The sequence below is a fragment of the Streptomyces sp. 4N124 genome, from assembly GCF_052245395.1.
Classification (GTDB): domain Bacteria; phylum Actinomycetota; class Actinomycetes; order Streptomycetales; family Streptomycetaceae; genus Streptomyces.
Genome location: NZ_JBQQBS010000013.1, coordinates 99,723 through 116,209 on the forward strand (window position 1 = coordinate 99,723; position 16,487 = coordinate 116,209).

Sequence of the window (16,487 nt, forward strand, 5' to 3'; positions counted from 1 at the left end):
CGGTGTCGGATGACGACGGCTGTTGCAGTTGAACGCGCCGCGGAGCTGCGGAAGTTCCGGACGGTGCAGCGCCTGGCGTACGCGTGCGCGGAGGCGGTCGCGGCCCGGTTGCAGCCGGGGGTGACCGAACGCGAGGCGGCGCGGATGCAGCGCGAGTGGCTGCGTGAGCGGGGCGTGCGGGACTGGTTCCATCTGCCCTTCGCCTGGTTCGGCGACCGCACGGCGTTCGTGAACTTCCGCATCCCGCTGCAGTTCTTTCCCACCAACCGCCGGCTCGAGCCCGGGATGCCGTTCATCCTGGACATGGCCCCGGTCTTCGAGGGCTGCACGGCGGACATCGGCTACTCCGGCTCGCTCGGCCTCAACCCCGTACAGGACAAGCTGATGGCCGACCTGGAGGCGCACCGTGAGCTGATCCTGCGCGAGGTGCGCGAGCGCCGCCCGCTCAAGGAGATCTACGAGGACGTGGACCGGCTCATGGCCCGCCAGGGCTACGCCAACCGGCACCGCGCCTACCCGTTCGGCGTGATCGCCCACAAGGTGGACCGGGTCGAGGAGCGCCGCTGGTCGCCGCATGTGTTCGGGTTCGGCACCCAGTCCCTGAAGGGCCTGGCGAGCGACGCGCTGCACGGTCACCGCGAGGGCTGGTCGCCGCTGTGGTCGCCGTACCGCTTCTCCGACCACCCGCCGCAGCCGGGGCTGTGGGCGGTCGAACCCCATCTCGGCTTCCGGGGTACGGGCGCGAAGTTCGAGGAGATCCTGGTCGTCACCGACTCCAGGGACCCCGAGGAGAGCGCCTTCTGGCTGGACGACGATCTGCCGCACGTGCGGCGCTGGGCGGAGGACAAGTGACGGTGCTGAAGGGGGCGCGGGAGCGCCGGGTGCGGACCGGCGGGGTCGAGCTGTGCGTCGCCGAGCTGGGGGACCCGGACCGGCCGACGGTCGTCCTCGTGCACGGCTACCCCGACAGCAAGGAGGTGTGGTCCGAGGTCGCCGCCGGCCTCGCCGACCGCTTCCATGTCGTGGCGTACGACGTCCGGGGCCACGGCCGGTCCACGGCACCGCAACCGCTGCGCGGCGGGTTCACGCTGGAGAAGCTGACGGACGACTTCCTGGCGGTCGTGGACGCGGTCAGCCCGGACCGGCCGGTGCACCTGGTGGGGCACGACTGGGGCTCGGTGCAGTCCTGGGAGTTCGTGACCGTCCAGCGCACCGAGGGGCGGATCGCGTCCTTCACCTCGATGTCCGGGCCGTCCCTGGACCACTTCGGACACTGGATCCACACGCGCGTGAAGCGCCCCACCCCGCGCCGGGTCGGCCAGCTGCTGGGCCAGGGCGCCAAGTCCTGGTACGTGTACCTGCTGCACACACCGGTCCTGCCCGAACTTGCCTGGCGCGGCCCCCTCGGCAAGAGCTGGCCACGCATCCTGGAGCGCGTCGAGCGCGTACCCGGCGACGGCTACCCGACTGCCTCGCTCCCCAGGGACGCGGCCCACGGAGCCTGGCTGTACCGGGACAACGTACGGCCGAGGCTGCGCAGGCCCCGCACGGACGCCTACGCGCACGCGCCCGTGCAGCTCATCACGCCCCTGGGGGACGCGTTCCTGTCGGAGAAGCTGTGCGACGGACTGGAGGAGTGGGTGCCGCAGCTGACCCGCCGCACGCTCCCCGCGAAGCACTGGGTCCCGCGTTCCCGGCCTGACCAACTGACGGCGTGGATCTCCGAGTTCGTGACCGCCGTCGAGGGTGGCAGACCGCGGATGAGCGCCACGGGCAGGCACGCGGACCGGTTCGGCGGGCAGCTCGTCCTGGTCACCGGCGCGGGCAGCGGCATCGGGCGGGCCACGGCGTTCGCGTTCGCCGAGGCGGGCGCGCGCGTGGTGGCCGTCGACCGGGACGCGGAGGCCGCGGCGCGCACCGCCGAGTTGTCCCGGCTGGTCGGCGCCCCCGAGGCCTGGGCGGAGACCGTCGACGTCTCCGACGAGCAGGCCATGGAGCAGCTCGCCGAGAAGGTCGCCGCCGAGTACGGCGTGGTGGACGTGCTGGTGAACAACGCCGGGGTCGGCCTGTCCGGCTCCTTCCTGAACACCACCCCGGAGGACTGGAAGAAGGTCCTCGACGTCAACCTGTGGGGCGTGATCCACGGCTGCCGGCTCTTCGGGAAGCAGATGGCCGAGCGCGGACAGGGCGGCCACATCGTCAACACCGCGTCGGCGGCGGCGTACCAGCCCTCCAAGGCGCTGCCCGCCTACAGCACCTCCAAGGCGGCCGTGCTGATGCTGAGCGAGTGCCTGCGCGCGGAGCTGGCCGGACAGGGCATCGGCGTGACGGCGGTATGCCCCGGCTTCATCAACACCAACATCACCTCGACCGCACGCTTCGCCGGGGTCGACGCCGCCGAGGAGAAGCGGCGCCAGAAGAAGTCCGCGCGTCTGTACGGGCTGCGGAACTACCCGCCGGAGAAGGTCGCCGACGCGATCCTGCGGGCGGTGGTGAAGAACCAGGCCGTCGTCCCGGTGACACCCGAGGCGCGCGGCGCCCAGCTCATGTCCCGGTTCACGCCCCGCGCACTGCGGGCCGTCGCCCGGCTGGAGCCACCGCTATGAGCGATCACCGGTACGCCATCACCCCACGCCGCGTGTCCTTCGACTGGGCCCGCACACCACTGCACTGGATCCCCGGCGAACCGACCGCGACGCACGTCATCAACGTGCTGCACCTGCTGCTGCCGGCGGGGGAGCGGTGGTTCGTGAAGGTCTTCAAGGAGGGTTTGCCGCTGGTGCGGGATCCCGAACTCCTTGCGGACGTCAAGGGGTTCATGGGCCAGGAGGCCACCCACAGCGTGCAGCACGCGCATGTGCTCGACCACCTCAAGGCACAGCAGCTGGACACGGCGGAGTTCACCCAGTACGTCGACTTCCTCTTCGAGCGGCTGCTCGGCGAACGCCCACCGCTCGGCGCACCCATACCGCAGCCGGAGTGGCTGCGCTGGCGGCTGGCCGTCGTCGCGGCGATCGAGCAGTTCACGGCCGTGCTCGGCGACTGGGTGCTGGCCGCCGACGGCCTGGACCGTGCCGATGCCGACGAGGTCATGCTCGATCTGCTGCGCTGGCACGGCGCTGAGGAGGTCGAGCACCGCGCGGTCGCCTTCGACATGTACCAGCACTGCGGCGGCCAAGGCACACCCCGCTACGCCCGCCGCCTCGCCGCGATGGCCGTCACCGCGCCGGTGATGCTCTACCTGTGGGTGTGGGGCACGGCGTACCTGATACGTCACGATCCGCAGCTCGCCGGCCGCCTGCGCTACTCCCTCGCCGAACACAACGTGGCGGTCCGAAAGGGCCTGTTGCCTGCGTGGCGGGAACTGGGCGCCGCGATACCCCGCTACTTCAAGCGGTCGTACCACCCTTCGCAGGAAGGGTCGCTGACCCGGGCGGTCGAGTATCTGCGGAGGTCACCCGCGGCGAGGGCGGCGGCATGAGCGAGGAGGGTGCCGGAGTCCCGGGGCCTCGCGCCGCAGCCGGGGCGGGGACCGCGCCCGCCTACCGGATCGAGGACCTCGCGCACCTCAGTGGCGCCACGGTCCGCACCATCCGTGCCTACCAGGACCGCGGCCTGCTCCCCCGCCCCGAGCGCCGTGGCCGGGCGAACGTGTACGGCGACGCGCATCTCGCCCGTCTGCGCCAGATCGCCGATCTCCTGGACCGCGGCTACACCCTGGCCTCCATCAAGGAGCTCCTGGAGGCCTGGGACGCCGGACGGGGCCTCGGCGGCGTGCTCGGGCTGGTCGCCGAGGTCGACGGTCCGTGGACCGACGAGGAGGCGGTACGGATCTCTCGCGCCGAGCTGGACGAGCGGTTCGGCGGCTCCCCCGACGACGCGGCGGTCGCCGACGCGGTCGAACTCGGTGTGCTGGAGCCGGTGCCGGGCGACGACGACTCGTTCCTCGTGCCCAGCCCCCAAGAACTCGCCGTGGCCGTCGAGTTGCACGCGGCCGGTGTCCCCCTGTCCGCGATCTCGGGCCACCTACGGGAGTTGAGGGGCCAGGTCGAGCACATCGCGGCCCGTTTCCTGGAGTTCACCACCGAGCACATCTTCGCCCGCTACCTGGACGGTGCGCACCGTCCGACCGACGCGGACGCCGCTGAGGCGGCCTCGCTCGTACGACGTCTGCGGCCCCTCGCCCGCCAGTCCGTGGACGCCGAACTCGCCCGCGCCATGCGTCTGTTCGCAGTGCGGCACCTGCGGCAGCACCTCGGCACGGACGAGGCTCCGCAAGCGAGCGAGGAGTCACGATCCGTGACAATTCCGGCGGGGGCGATGCGGGCCGTGGAGAAGCTCGTTGGTCCGGGGAAGGCAGCCGAGTTCATCGCGCTGGCCGCCGAACGCGAGGTGCGGGCCCGCGCCTTGGACGATCTTGCCGCAAGTCCGGCCACACCAGCTGATCTTGACGAAACCCCTTGAATCGACGGCTCGTTGTCCACAGAGTCGCCAAATCCCCTGTGGATAACTTGACTTGGTTGTGGATCAAACATCCGGAGTCAAATCATTCGCGTGATCCACGTCTCTGGCGGCACCCTGACAGCATGGATGAAAGACGCACCGTGAAGGTGTCGAAGTACCTCTCCAAGCATCTGCGCCATCAGCCCGAACGCATCGGGCTCGTGCTCGACGAGGGCGGCTGGGTCGAGATCGAGACGCTGATGGCCGCGGCAGCCGCGCACGGCTTCCGTTTCACGCGGGACGAGCTGGACCATGTGGTCGCCGCCAACGACAAGAAACGCTTTGCGATCGACGGCTCGCGGATCCGCGCCAGCCAGGGCCACAGCGTCGAGGTCGACCTCGGACTGCCCCCGGCCACCCCGCCGCCGCACCTCTACCACGGGGCCGTGGCCCGGAACCTGGACGCGATCCGCGCCGAGGGGCTCCGCCCCATGAACCGGCACGACGTGCACCTCTCGGCCGACCGTGAGACCGCGACCCACGTCGGCGCCCGCCGCGGCAGCCCCGTCGTCCTGGCCGTGGACGCCGCCGCCATGCACCGGGACGGCCATGTCTTCCACGTGAGCGCGAACGGCGTGTGGCTGACGAAGGCCGTACCGCCGGAGTACCTGAGGTTTCCGGAGCGGCACTGAACTCTCTTCCGGCATGATCGGTGGTATGGACCACCTCCCCAGCACCGAGGCCGCCGTCACCGCGCTCCGAGAGATCGCCGCCGAGTACGCGCGCGAGATCGAGGTGAGCCATGACATCGGCGCCGACCAGACCTCGCGCCGCACGGCCGCGGGCATAGGCGTGGCCACCGACCCGGACGGCTCCCTGCCCCACGAGGCCTACGTCGAGTTCGGCGGCTCCCCCCGGGTGAGTGTCCGCCTCTACCCCGAGGACGACGCGCTGATCATGGTCGAGGGCGTCGAGTGCCCCGACATCGCGCGCGACGACGTCCCGGCCTTTCTCCGCTCCGTCTTCGGTGGGCTGGCGTACGTCACCGCGCGCCGCTTCCCGCCCGGCTACCGCCTGGTCGTGCCGCTGCCCGGAGACCGTGTGCACAAGGAGTGGACGGAGATGATCTCCCTCACGCCGTGGCTGAGCAGCCGCGTGCGGTGACCGTTTCACGTGAAACCCGTCGGCCGCTTACGCTCGACCCATGAGTCTGCGTCTGAGCACTGTGATCCTCCCCTACCGCCGCTGGCACGAAGGCGGCCGTTCGGCATGGCAGCGCGCTGAGCAGCTCGGCTTCCACACCGCGTACACCTACGACCATCTGTCCTGGCGCAGCTTCCGGGACGGCCCCTGGTTCGGTGCCGTGCCGACGCTGACCGCCGCCGCGGCCGTGACCGATCAGCTGCGGCTGGGCACCCTGGTCACCTCGCCGAACTTCCGGCACCCGGTGACCCTCGCCAAGGAGCTGATCTCCCTCGACGACATCTCGGGCGGGCGCGTCACGCTCGGCATCGGTGCCGGCGGTACCGGCTTCGACGCCACCGCGCTCGGCCAGGAGCCGTGGACGCCGCGCGAGCGTGCCGACCGGTTCGCCGAGTTCGTACCGCTGCTGGACCGGCTGCTGACCGAGGACACGGTGTCGTACGAGGGCGACTTCTACGCGGCGCACGAGGCGCGCAACATCCCGGGCTGTGTGCAGCGGCCCCGGCTGCCGTTCGCGGTGGCCGCCACCGGGCCGCGTGGGCTGCGGCTCGCCGCGCGGCACGGGCAGGCCTGGGTGACCACCGGTGACCCCAAGCTGTACGAGAACGGCACTCCTGAACAGTCGATTCAAGCCATTCGTGGACAGGCGGAGAAGCTCGCCGACGCATGCGCCGCCCTCGGCCGTGATGTGTCCGGGCTGGACAAGATCCTGCTCACCGGTTTCACGCCGGACCGTGGCCGCCCGCTGCAGTCGCTCGACGCGTTCGTGGACTTCGCGGGCCGGCACCTGGAACTGGGCTTCACCGAGATCGTGATCCACTGGCCGATCCCCGACTCGGACTTCGCCGCCGACGAGAAGGTCTTCGAGCAGATCGCCATGGAGGCACCTGCGCAGCTCAGCTGAACCGTCGCTGCGACAGCGAGGGCTGGTGGGCGCAAGGGTGCAGGTGAGAGCCCTCACCACTCACATGTGCGGAGTCCCGCACGGCCGTGCAGGCATATGCGGGAGAATGGCCGGGTGACCTCAGCGACCAGACAGCCCGAGACCCCGGCCACCACCGTCCCGCCGCGCCTGATCGCGACCGATCTCGACGGCACCCTGCTGCGCGACGACAAGTCGGTCTCCCCGCGTACGGTCGCCGCTCTGGCCGCCGCCGAGGAGGCGGGCATCGAGGTCTTCTTCGTCACGGGCCGCCCGGCCCGCTGGATGGACGTCGTCAGTGACCACGTCCATGGCCACGGGCTGGCGATCTGCGGAAACGGCGCCGCGGTGGTCGACCTGCACGGCGGCCCCGGCGCCCACCGGTTCGTGAAGGTGCGGGAGCTGTCGCGGCCCAACGCGCTGGACGCCGTACGACTGCTGCGTGAGGCGGCGCCCGGCACGGTGTACGCGGTCGAGCAGACGTATGGCTTCCACCAGGAGCCGGACTACCCGAAGCTGCACATGGAGGTCCCGGACAACTTGGCGCCGGCCGAGCAACTGCTGGCTGCGGACGGTCCCGGTGCCGATGAGCCGGTCCTCAAGATCCTCGCGTACCACCCCGAGATCGATCCGGATGCCTTCCTGAGCCTCGCCCGCCTCGCTGTCGGCGACCGTGCCAATGTCACCCGGTCCAGCCCCAGCGCCCTGCTGGAGCTCAGCGGCCCGGGTGTCTCCAAGGCCAGCACGCTCGCCCTGTGCTGTGCCGAGCGCGGCATCTCGCACGAGGAGGTCGTCGCGTTCGGTGACATGCCGAACGATGTCGAGATGCTCACCTGGGCGGGCCAGTCGTATGCGATGGGCAATGCGCACCCGGATGTGATCGCGGCCGCGTCGGGGCGGACGGTCGCCAACAACGAGGACGGGGTGGCGGTCGTGATCGAGCAGATGCTGGCGGAGCGGCTGTAACAGGCGTCGTCCAGGCGCACGCCCCTTACGTGCGCTCCGCGCGAGCGGCGGTCACAGCTGCACCCCGCGCGCTTCCAGCCACGGCACCGGATCCACCGATGACCCCAGCTCCGGCGTGATCCGTACCTCGAAGTGCAGATGCGGACCGGTGGAGTTGCCGGTGCTGCCGGACTGCCCGATCCACTGCCCGGGGGAGACTCGCTGGCTCTGGTCGACGGTGACGGACGCGAGGTGCCCGTACTGCGAGTAGTAGCCGCCGGGGTGCTCGATCACGACCTGCATGCCGAAGGCACCGCCACACGACACCCCGACGACGCGTCCCGTACCGACCGACCGTACCGGCGTGCCGATCGGCACCGCGAAGTCCTGCCCGGTGTGCCGGTGCGCCCACCGCTCTCCGCCACTGCCGAAGCTCGCGGACATCTCGTACGTCTCCACAGGCGCGACCCACGCGCGCGTGCCCCTCACCTGTGGCCGGTCGATTCGGGCGGCACGGCCACAGTTGCCCGCGGCGACCGATGCATCCGCCTCGCCCTGCAACTGCCTGCGCGCCTCCTCCAGCTTCCGCTCGATGTCCTTCTTCACATGCGCGAGTCGGGCGTTGCGTCGCTCCAGGTCCTGCCATGCCGCCTCCGCGGTGGCCTCGTCGGCGGCCAGCCGCGTCTCGGCCCGGCGGCTCTTGTCGAGGGCGTTGTCGACGGCCAGTTGCGCTTGCGAGAAGACGCGCTGACCGCGCATCAGCTCGTCCGGGCTGTCGGCGAGGATGATCTGCGCGGTCAGCGGCACCCCACCGCCCGTGCGGTACTGGGCGCGTGCGATACGGCCCAGGTCCTTGTGGAGCACGGCGATCTCCCGCCGCCCGCGGTCGAGGAGTGCCTCGTATCGCTCGGCCTTGGCCCGCTGCGCCTCGGCCTCCTGCCGCACCGCCTCGTACTGCCCCGTCGCCACCGCCGCGTCCTCGTACAGCCGCGCCACCTGAGCGCTGATGCCGGAGGGGCCGTCGCCCGAGGCGTGGTCCGCGGCGTCCGTGGGGCGGGCCACGAGGACGGCGAGTGCGCACAGCAGCACCGGAACGACCAGCGGACGACAGCGAGATGAGCGCATGTCAGCGATCGTGACGCTCTGCCGCGGCTGCGGGCCTGTTCACGTCGTACGCATGGGGGACGCGTTGCTGCGGACGGAGCACACCGGGCGAACCGCCCGGCAGTGCCATGGTCGTGTCGACGACCGGATGGGGATGCCCTTTGCTGCGGAGAGCCGGTGGATCAGCACGCCGCTAGTGCACGCCGACCAGCAGCTCCGACTCCGCCTCCCGCTCCGCCATCCGCCGCAGCGGCCCCTCCACCACGGCCAGCTCCCCATACGTGCCCCGCTGCGCCACACGCCCCTCCTCCAGCACGATCACCTCGTCCACCGTCTCCAGACCGGCCAGCCGATGGGTGATGAGCAGCGTCGTACGGCCCTCGGTGGCGGCCAGCAGATCGGCGGTGAGCGCATCCGCCGTCGGCAGGTCGAGATGCTCGGCGGGCTCGTCGAGCACCAGGACCGGGAAGTCGGCGAGCAGTGCACGGGCCAGCGCGAGCCGCTGCCGCTGCCCGCCGGACAGCCGCGCCCCATGCTCGCCGACCAGGGTGTCGAGCCCGTCGGGCAGGCTGTCGGCCCAGTCCAGCAGCCGGGCCCGCTTCAGGGCGTCGCGCAGTTCGCCCTCGGTGGCGTCCTTCCTGGCGAGCAGCAGGTTCTCCCGCACCGAGCTGTCGAAGAGGTGCGCGTCCTGAGCACACAGCCCGACGAGCCGCCGTACGTCGTCGCCGGCCAGCGCGCCCGCGTCCACGCCACCCAGCGTGTACGAGCCCGCGTCCGCGTCCAGGAAGCGCAGCAGCACCTGCGCGAGCGTCGTCTTGCCGGACCCGGACGGGCCGACCACGGCGATCCGGCGCCCCTCCGCCAGCGTCAGGTCGAGGCCGGCGAGAGCGTCCCGGTCCTGCCCCGTGTGCCGTGCGGCCAGGCCCTTGACGACGACCGGGAACGGCGACGCGGGCGCCTGCCGGGGCCGCTCCCGCTCCTGTACGGGCTCGGGCGCGTCCAGTACGTCGTACACGCGCTCCGCGCTCCTGCTCACCCGCTGCCGGAACCGGGCAGCCAGCGGCATGCCGAGCACGGCCTCGAAGGCGGCCAGCGGGGTGAGGACGACGACAGCCATCGCAATGCCACCCAGGCGGCCGTCGGCGACCGCCTGGGCGCCCACGAGGGCGGTGGCGGCGACGGTCAGGCCGGAGACGAGCGCGGTGAGCCCGTCACCCAGCGCGGTGGCAGTGGCGGCGCGCGAGGCGATCCGGGTGAGCGTGCCGTCGGCCCGCCGTACCTCGGCGGTACGTGCGGACAGCGCGCCGGCGACGGTCAACTCGGCGGTGCCGGTGAGCAGATCGGCCACCCGGGTCGCCAGCACTCCACGAGCGGGGGCCAGTCTGCGCTCCGCTCGCCGGGCGACGGCGCCGGTGAGCAGCGGGACACCGGCTCCGGCCGCCAGCAGCCCGACGGCGAGCGCGGCACCGGCCTCGGGCAGCAGCCAGGCCGTGAATCCGACCGAGGCGGCGGACACGGCGACGGCGGCACCGGCGGGCAGCAGCCAGCGCAGCCAGTAGTCCTGCAGGGCGTCCACGTCGGAAACGAGCCGCGACAGCAGGTCGCCCCGCCGGGTCCGGCGCAGTCCGGCGGGCGCGAGCCGCTCCAGCCGCCGGTACACGGCGACCCGCGTATCGGCCAGCATCCGCAGCACGGCGTCGTGCGACACCAGCCGCTCGGCATACCGGAAAACGGCGCGCCCGATCCCGAAGGCCCGCGTCGCCGTGACCGCGACCATCAGATACAGCACGGGGGGTTGCTGCGAGGCCCGCGAGATGAGCCACCCGGAGGTGGCCATGAGCCCGACGGCGCTCCCGAGGGCGAGGCTTCCGAGCAGCAGGGCAAGGGCGAGTCGTCCGCGGTGGGCGCGGGCCATGGCGCGGACGCGGGCGAGCACACCGCCGGCGGTCGTGGGGACCTCGGTTTCCGGCTCGGCGACGAGGTCGTCCGCCGCTGCTTCCTCGATGCGGTGGGCCGCCGCTCCCTTGGACACGGCCTCCGCCTCCGCGGGCACGTAGGCCGTGGCTTCTTCCAGCCGTACCACCCGATCCGCGACCCCCAGCAACGCCGGCCGATGCACCACCAGCAGCACTGTCCGTCCCACGGCCAGGCGCCGGACCGCCTCCACGACGTCGCCCTCGGTCTGCCCGTCCAGTGCGGCCGTCGGCTCGTCGAGCAGGAGCACAGGCCGGTCCGCGAGGAAGGCCCGGGCGAGCGCGAGCCGCTGCCGCTGACCGGCGGACAGCCCTGCCCCGTCCTCGCCGAGCAGGGTGTCCAGACCCTGGGGCAGCGCGTCCACGAACGCCAGGGCTCCCGCGTCCCGAAGCGCCTGCCGTACGTCCGTGTCGTCCGCGTCGGGACGAGCCAGCCGTACGTTCTCCGCGATCGTCCCGGCGTACAGATGGGGGCGCTGCGGCACCCAGGCGATCCGTGACCGCCACTCCTCGAGGTCGACCTCGGCGAGATCGACTCCCCCGAGCAACACACGCCCCTCAGCGGGCCGTACGAACCCCAGCAGGACGTGCAGAAGCGTCGACTTGCCCGCGCCGCTCGGACCGACAAGTGCGACCGTCTCTCCGGACTCGACGGTGAAGGACGCCTCGGAAACGGCGGCCATGGACCGGCCGGGGTACCGGACGGTGACGCACTCGAAACGCACCGGCCCGGTCGGCACAGCAGCGGTTCCCGACGCCGGCACCGGCGTCTCCAGCACCGCAAAGATCTCCTCAGCGGCCGCAAGCCCTTCCGCCGCCGCGTGGTACTGCGCCCCCACCTGCCGCAGCGGCAGATAGGCCTCGGGTGCGAGCACCAGGATGACCAGGCCGATGTAGAGGTCCATCTCGCCGTGGACGAGCCGCATGCCGATCGTCACCGCGACCAGGGCCACCGAGATCGTGGCGAGCAACTCCAGAGCGAAGGAGGAGAGGAACGCGATCCGCAGGGTGCGCATGGTCGCCTGCCGGTACTCGCCGGTGATGCGCCGGATCGAGTCGGCCTGTGCCTTGGCCCGCCCGAACACCTTCAGGGTGGGCAGCCCGGCGACGACGTCCAGGAAGTGTCCGGACAGCCGGGACAGCAGCTGCCACTGACGGTCCATCCGGGACTGCGTGGCCCAGCCGATCAGCATCATGAAGATCGGGATGAGGGGCAGGGTGCCGACGATGATCGCGGCAGAGACCCAGTCTTCGGTGACGATCCGGGCCAGCACCGCGACAGGGACGACGACTGCCAGCCCCAACTGCGGTAGATAGCGCGAGAAGTAGTCGTCGAGGGCGTCGACTCCGCGGGTGGCCAGGGCGACCAGCGAGCCGGTCCGCTGCCCGCTCAGCCAGCCCGGCCCCAAGGCCCCGGCCCGCTCCAGCAACCGCCCCCGCAGCTCCGACTTCACCGCCGCACTCGCCCGATGGGCGGCCAGCTCGGTGAGCCAGGCGACAGTGGCGCGGCCGACGGCGACGGCCACCAACAGCAGCAGGGGAGTGCGGAGTTCACCGACCGACTGCCCGTGCTGGAACGCACCGACCACCACCTCGGCGATGAGCATGGCCTGCGCGATGACCAGCACCGCTCCGACAGCCCCCAGGCCGACGACGGCCAGCAGAAAGAGCCGGGTGGCGCGGGCGTACCGGAGCAGTCGCGGGTCGATCGGTTTCACGTGAAACACACCCTCTTCTCACGAGGTCTCATGGGGCGTGTTTCACGTGAAACACGCCCCAATGCGGACTCAGTGCACTGCCCCGGCAGCAGCGTCGGCGGCGATGTGCTGCGTACCGATCCGCTTGCGGAACACCCAGTACGTCCACGACTGGTAGAGCACCACGATCGGCGTCGCGATCCCCGCGCACCAGGTCATGATCTTCAGCGTGTACGGGCTCGACGAGGCATTGCTGACCGTGAGGCTCCAGTCCTCATTGAGGGAGGACGGCATGACGTCCGGGAAGAGCGACAGGAAGAGCATCGCCACGGCGGCCACGATCGTGATCCCGGACAGGGCGAACGACCAGCCCTCACGCCCCACCTGATTCGCCACCAGCGCCGCGACCAGCGAGACGACCGCCACGATCAGGGCGACCAGGCTCTGACCGTCACCACTGTCGACCTGCGTCCAGAGCAGGAAGATCGACGCCAACACAGCGGTGACGAGGCCGACTTGCAGCGCCAGCTTCCGTGCCCGCATCCGGATGTCCCCGACCGTCTTGAGTGCCGTGAACACCGCACCGTGGAAGGTGAACAGCGTCAGGGTCACCAGCCCGCCGAGAAGGGCGTACGGGTTGAGCAGGTCCCAAACGGTGCCGGCGTAGTTGAAGTCCTGGTCGATCTTCACGCCCCCCACGATGTTGCCGAAGGCCACTCCCCACAGGAACGCGGGAATCAGGGAGGTCCAGAAGATCGCGGTCTCCCAGTTGCGCTGCCAGTTCTCCTCGGGCCGCTTCGCCCGGTACTCGAAGGCGACGCCTCGCACGATCAGGCAGACCAGGATGAGCAGCAGCGGCAGATAGAAGCCGGAGAAGAGCGTGGCGTACCACTCGGGGAAGGCGGCGAAGGTCGCGCCGCCCGCCGTGAGCAGCCACACCTCGTTGCCGTCCCAGACGGGCCCGATGGTGTTGATCAGCACCCGCCGCTCGGGCCGGTCCCGCGCGAGCAGCTTGGTGAGGATGCCGACCCCGAAGTCGAACCCCTCCAGGAAGAAGTAGCCGGTCCACAGGACGGCGATGAGGACGAACCAGACATCGTGAAGTTCCATGACTGTGCAGCTCCCTCGGCCTAGTACGAGAAGGCCATCGGCTTGTCGGCGTCACGGGAGTCGCCGCCGATCTTCGTGGGCGGGTTCAGGTCGGCCTCGGTGAGCTCGGGCGGGCCGGCCTTGATGTACTTCGCGAGCAGCTTGACCTCGATGACGGCGAGGATCGCGTACAGGGTGGTGAAGACGATCATCGAGGTGAGGATCTCGCCCTGGGAGACGCCGGGGGAGACCGCGTCACGGGTCTGCAGGACGCCGTAGACGACCCATGGCTGGCGGCCCATCTCGGTGAAGATCCAGCCCCAGGAGTTGGCGATCAGCGGGAAGGCCAGGGTCCAGATGGCGATGCGCCAGTACCACTTGGTGAGCGTCGGGCCGAGCGGCTTCTTCCGGAACAGCACGAGATGCGGCACCTCGTCATCGCCCACCCGCAGATGCTGCGGCAGCAGGAACTTCTTGCGGGTCAGCCAGAGTCCGATAAGGCCGATGGTGAAGGAGGTCATACCGAACCCGATCATCCAGCGGAAGCCCCAGTAGGCGACCGGGATGTTGGGCCGGTAGTCGCCGGGCCCGAACTGCTCCTGCTCGGCCTTCTGGACGTCGTTGATGCCGGGGACGTACGAGGTGAAGTCGTCCTTGGCCAGGAAGGACAGCAGGCCCGGGATCTCTATGGCGACCTTGTTGTGGCCCTTCTCCACATCGCCGTACGCGAAGACCGAGAAGGGGGCCGGCGCCTCGCCGTCCCACAGCGCCTCGGCCGCGGCCATCTTCATCGGCTGCTGCTCATACATGATCTTGCCGAGCGTGTCGCCGCTGACGGCGGTGAGCAGACCGCCGATCGCGACGGTGACCAGGCCGAGCCGCAGCGAGGTCTTCATCTCACGGATGTGCTTCTTGCGGAGCAGATGGAAGGCGGAGATGCCGACCATGAAGGCACCGCCGGTGAGGAAGGCCGCGGAGAGCGTGTGGAAGGCCTGGGCGAGCGCGGTGTTCTGGGTCAGCACCAGCCAGAAGTCGGTGAGCTCGGCCCGGCCCTTCGCCTCGTTGATCTTGTAGCCGACCGGGTGCTGCATCCAGGAGTTGGCCGCCAGGATGAAGTACGCCGAAAGGATCGTGCCGATCGAGACCATCCACATGCAGGCCAGGTGGATCTTCTTCGGCAGTTTGTCCCAGCCGAAGATCCACAGGCCGATGAAGGTCGACTCGAAGAAGAACGCGATCAGGGCCTCAAAGGCGAGGGGGGCACCGAAGACGTCACCGACGAAGCGGGAGTAGTCGGACCAGTTCATGCCGAACTGGAACTCCTGCACGATGCCGGTGACCACCCCCATCGCGATGTTGATCAGGAAGAGCTTTCCCCAGAACTTGGTCGCCCTGAGGTACTTCTCCTTCTCCGTGCGCACCCAGGCGGTCTGCAGTCCGGCCGTGAGGGCGGCCAGCGAGATTGTCAGGGGGACGAACAGGAAGTGGTAGACGGTGGTGATGCCGAACTGCCATCGCGCCAAAGTCTCCGGCGCCAGAGCCAGGTCCACGTCGTCAGTCTCCTTACGTCGCCGTGGTCACAGCGGCAGTTTGCCCCGCTTGTTCCGTACATCTCGGATGGAACCAGGACACGCTTGTGAACGCGTTCACATTCACAAGCAATTATGACGCACCCGCTTTCGATGTCCGCAAGGGGGTCCCCCTCTCTCGTCGTCTCCGTTCCACGTGAAACATCCACACCGAGCAGTCGTTGACTATCTCGCTTGCCCCACCCACTGGCCTCACGCTTGGATGGCGCCGGTCAAGGCGAGGCCGTTCGCGCCTCGAACGAGGAGGTCCGGGGGCATGCTCGATCGGCGGTTCGAGTGGCTCTGGGCGTCGTACGCGGTCAGCACCTTCGGCACCTTTTTCGCCTTCGACGCCTTCCGTCTGATCGCCATCCTCGTCCTGGACGCCGGTCCCACAGAGGTGGCGCTGCTGGCCGCCGCGGGGCTGGCCGTGGGGGCGGTCGTCGCGGTCCCCCTCGGTCCGTGGGTGGAGTTCCGCCGCAAACGGCCGGTGATGATCGCGATGGACCTGGTGCGGTTCACTGCGCTGCTGAGCATCCCCGCCGCGTACGCGCTCGGCCTGCTCACCTTCGCCCAGCTCGTGGTGGTGTCGGTCGTCGTCGCCGTGGCCGACATCGCCTTCATCTCGGCGAGCGGGGCCTTCCTGAAGAGCCTCGTACAGCCGCAGGACCTGCTTGTCGCGAACGGCCGCTTCGAGTCCACGACCTGGACCGCCACCATGCTGGGACCACCGCTCGGCGGGGCCGCGGTGGGCCTGTTCGGGCCGGTGACGACCGTGACGGCCGATGCGGTGAGCTACCTGCTCTCCGCACTGGGGATCCGCGCGGTGGGCGCCAAGGAGCCCCGCCCCGTACGTGACGAGGGACCGCGACTGCGCGCCGGCGACCTGCTCGACGGCTGGCGCCACATCCTCGGCCACTCGACGCTGCGCCCACTGTTCTTCAACACGGTGCTGGTCAACAGCCTGATCATGGCGCCGGCGCCGCTCCTCGCCATCCTCATGCTCGGCTCGCTCGGCTTCGCACCGTGGCAGTACGCCCTCGCTTTCGCGGTGCCCTGCACAGGCGGCCTGATCGGCTCACGGCTGGCCCGCCCGTTGGCCGCCCGGTTCGGCCGGCATCGGATGATGCTCACCGCCGGGGCGCTGCGCGCCTGCTGGCCGATCGGACTGGCCTTCATCGGCCCCGGCACGGCCGGGCTCGTCCTCGTCATGGTCGTGGAGTTCGGGCTGATCATCTGTATCGGGGTGTTCAACCCGGTGGTCGCCACCTACCGGCTCGAGCAGACCCCCAAGGAGCGCGTCGCCCGCACCCTGACGGCCTGGTCGATCACCGGCAAAGCCGCCACCGCGACCATGACGGCCGTATGGGGCCTGTTGGCCGCCGTCACCGGCACCCGCACCGCGATCGCCATCGCCGGTCTCCTGCTGCTGGCCACCCCGCTCCTGCTGCCCCGACGCGACGACGCGCAGCAGCTCGAGCCGGACGAGGCGGCCAACACCCGTATCTGACGCGGACACAGCCTCCCTGCGTCCGCCGCGGCC

At 70.4% G+C, this 16,487-nt stretch carries 13 protein-coding genes; 9 read left to right on the forward strand and 4 right to left on the reverse strand.

Going from position 1 to position 16,487, the window contains the following annotated elements; all coding sequences use genetic code 11:
- The first annotated feature begins 9 nt into the window (after positions 1-9).
- The 8 genes from ACTWQO_RS16035 to ACTWQO_RS16070 all read left to right on the forward strand — a co-directional run bounded on the left by ACTWQO_RS16035 (position 10) and on the right by ACTWQO_RS16070 (position 7,534).
- Entirely contained in the window at positions 10-852 is an 843-nt protein-coding gene (locus tag ACTWQO_RS16035; protein ID WP_443237988.1) for a M24 family metallopeptidase, read from the forward strand.
- The gene (locus ACTWQO_RS16040) at positions 849-2,606 is read left to right on the forward strand and encodes an SDR family oxidoreductase (protein WP_443237989.1); all 1,758 of its coding nucleotides are present in this window, start codon (positions 849-851) and stop codon (positions 2,604-2,606) included. The genes ACTWQO_RS16035 and ACTWQO_RS16040 overlap by 4 nt, the downstream gene beginning before the upstream one ends.
- A complete protein-coding gene (locus ACTWQO_RS16045) occupies positions 2,603-3,481 on the forward strand; it encodes a metal-dependent hydrolase (RefSeq protein WP_443237990.1) in 879 nt (292 codons plus the stop codon). The genes ACTWQO_RS16040 and ACTWQO_RS16045 overlap by 4 nt, the downstream gene beginning before the upstream one ends.
- Complete coding sequence (locus tag ACTWQO_RS16050) at positions 3,478-4,464, forward strand: MerR family transcriptional regulator (protein ID WP_443237991.1); 987 nt, start codon at positions 3,478-3,480, stop codon at positions 4,462-4,464. Before ACTWQO_RS16045 ends, ACTWQO_RS16050 begins: the two co-directional genes overlap by 4 nt.
- Before the next feature lie 122 nt (positions 4,465-4,586).
- The gene (locus ACTWQO_RS16055) at positions 4,587-5,135 is read left to right on the forward strand and encodes an RNA 2'-phosphotransferase (protein ID WP_443237992.1); all 549 of its coding nucleotides are present in this window, start codon (positions 4,587-4,589) and stop codon (positions 5,133-5,135) included.
- A 13-nt stretch (positions 5,136-5,148) separates the two neighbouring features.
- Positions 5,149-5,607, forward strand: coding sequence for a hypothetical protein (locus ACTWQO_RS16060; protein ID WP_443237993.1), 459 nt, complete (start codon positions 5,149-5,151; stop codon positions 5,605-5,607).
- A gap of 40 nt (positions 5,608-5,647) precedes the next feature.
- Complete coding sequence (locus ACTWQO_RS16065) at positions 5,648-6,550, forward strand: LLM class flavin-dependent oxidoreductase (RefSeq protein WP_443237994.1); 903 nt, start codon at positions 5,648-5,650, stop codon at positions 6,548-6,550.
- A gap of 96 nt (positions 6,551-6,646) precedes the next feature.
- Positions 6,647-7,534: an HAD hydrolase family protein gene (locus ACTWQO_RS16070; protein WP_443237995.1), complete on the forward strand. Its 888-nt coding sequence runs from the start codon at positions 6,647-6,649 to the stop codon at positions 7,532-7,534.
- Between the two features lie 51 nt (positions 7,535-7,585).
- Here ACTWQO_RS16070 and ACTWQO_RS16075 read toward each other — a convergent pair whose 3' ends face one another.
- From ACTWQO_RS16075 to ACTWQO_RS16090, 4 genes are all read right to left on the reverse strand, one after another.
- Positions 7,586-8,638 carry a peptidoglycan DD-metalloendopeptidase family protein gene (locus tag ACTWQO_RS16075; protein ID WP_443237996.1) on the reverse strand — a complete coding sequence of 351 codons (1,053 nt, stop codon included), beginning with the start codon at positions 8,636-8,638 and terminating at the stop codon, positions 7,586-7,588.
- 172 nt (positions 8,639-8,810) lie between these two features.
- Complete coding sequence (gene cydD / locus ACTWQO_RS16080) at positions 8,811-12,308, reverse strand: thiol reductant ABC exporter subunit CydD (protein ID WP_443237997.1); 3,498 nt, start codon at positions 12,306-12,308, stop codon at positions 8,811-8,813.
- 69 nt (positions 12,309-12,377) lie between these two features.
- Positions 12,378-13,397, reverse strand: a complete 1,020-nt coding sequence (gene cydB, locus ACTWQO_RS16085; RefSeq protein WP_443237998.1) for a cytochrome d ubiquinol oxidase subunit II — start codon at positions 13,395-13,397, stop codon at positions 12,378-12,380.
- Positions 13,398-13,417: 20 nt separating this feature from the next.
- Entirely contained in the window at positions 13,418-14,926 is a 1,509-nt protein-coding gene (locus ACTWQO_RS16090; protein ID WP_443237999.1) for a cytochrome ubiquinol oxidase subunit I, read from the reverse strand.
- Positions 14,927-15,221: 295 nt separating this feature from the next.
- On the opposite strand from ACTWQO_RS16090, the gene ACTWQO_RS16095 reads away from it, so the two are divergent.
- Positions 15,222-16,454, forward strand: coding sequence for an MFS transporter (locus ACTWQO_RS16095; RefSeq protein ID WP_443238000.1), 1,233 nt, complete (start codon positions 15,222-15,224; stop codon positions 16,452-16,454).
- Positions 16,455-16,487: the final 33 nt, after the last annotated feature.

Bases quoted from the DNA above. Each gene is read 5' to 3' on its own strand.
- ACTWQO_RS16045 (WP_443237990.1), top strand. From the start codon at position 2,603: ATGAGCGATCACCGGTACGCCATCACCCCACGCCGCGTGTCCTTCGAC.
- ACTWQO_RS16075 (WP_443237996.1), bottom strand. From the start codon at position 8,638: ATGCGCTCATCTCGCTGTCGTCCGCTGGTCGTTCCGGTGCTGCTGTGC.
- ACTWQO_RS16055 (WP_443237992.1), top strand. From the start codon at position 4,587: ATGGATGAAAGACGCACCGTGAAGGTGTCGAAGTACCTCTCCAAGCAT.
- ACTWQO_RS16035 (WP_443237988.1), top strand. From the start codon at position 10: ATGACGACGGCTGTTGCAGTTGAACGCGCCGCGGAGCTGCGGAAGTTC.
- ACTWQO_RS16065 (WP_443237994.1), top strand. From the start codon at position 5,648: ATGAGTCTGCGTCTGAGCACTGTGATCCTCCCCTACCGCCGCTGGCAC.
- cydB (WP_443237998.1), bottom strand. From the start codon at position 13,397: ATGGAACTTCACGATGTCTGGTTCGTCCTCATCGCCGTCCTGTGGACC.
- ACTWQO_RS16070 (WP_443237995.1), top strand. From the start codon at position 6,647: ATGCGGGAGAATGGCCGGGTGACCTCAGCGACCAGACAGCCCGAGACC.
- ACTWQO_RS16050 (WP_443237991.1), top strand. From the start codon at position 3,478: ATGAGCGAGGAGGGTGCCGGAGTCCCGGGGCCTCGCGCCGCAGCCGGG.
- ACTWQO_RS16095 (WP_443238000.1), top strand. From the start codon at position 15,222: ATGCTCGATCGGCGGTTCGAGTGGCTCTGGGCGTCGTACGCGGTCAGC.
- ACTWQO_RS16060 (WP_443237993.1), top strand. From the start codon at position 5,149: ATGATCGGTGGTATGGACCACCTCCCCAGCACCGAGGCCGCCGTCACC.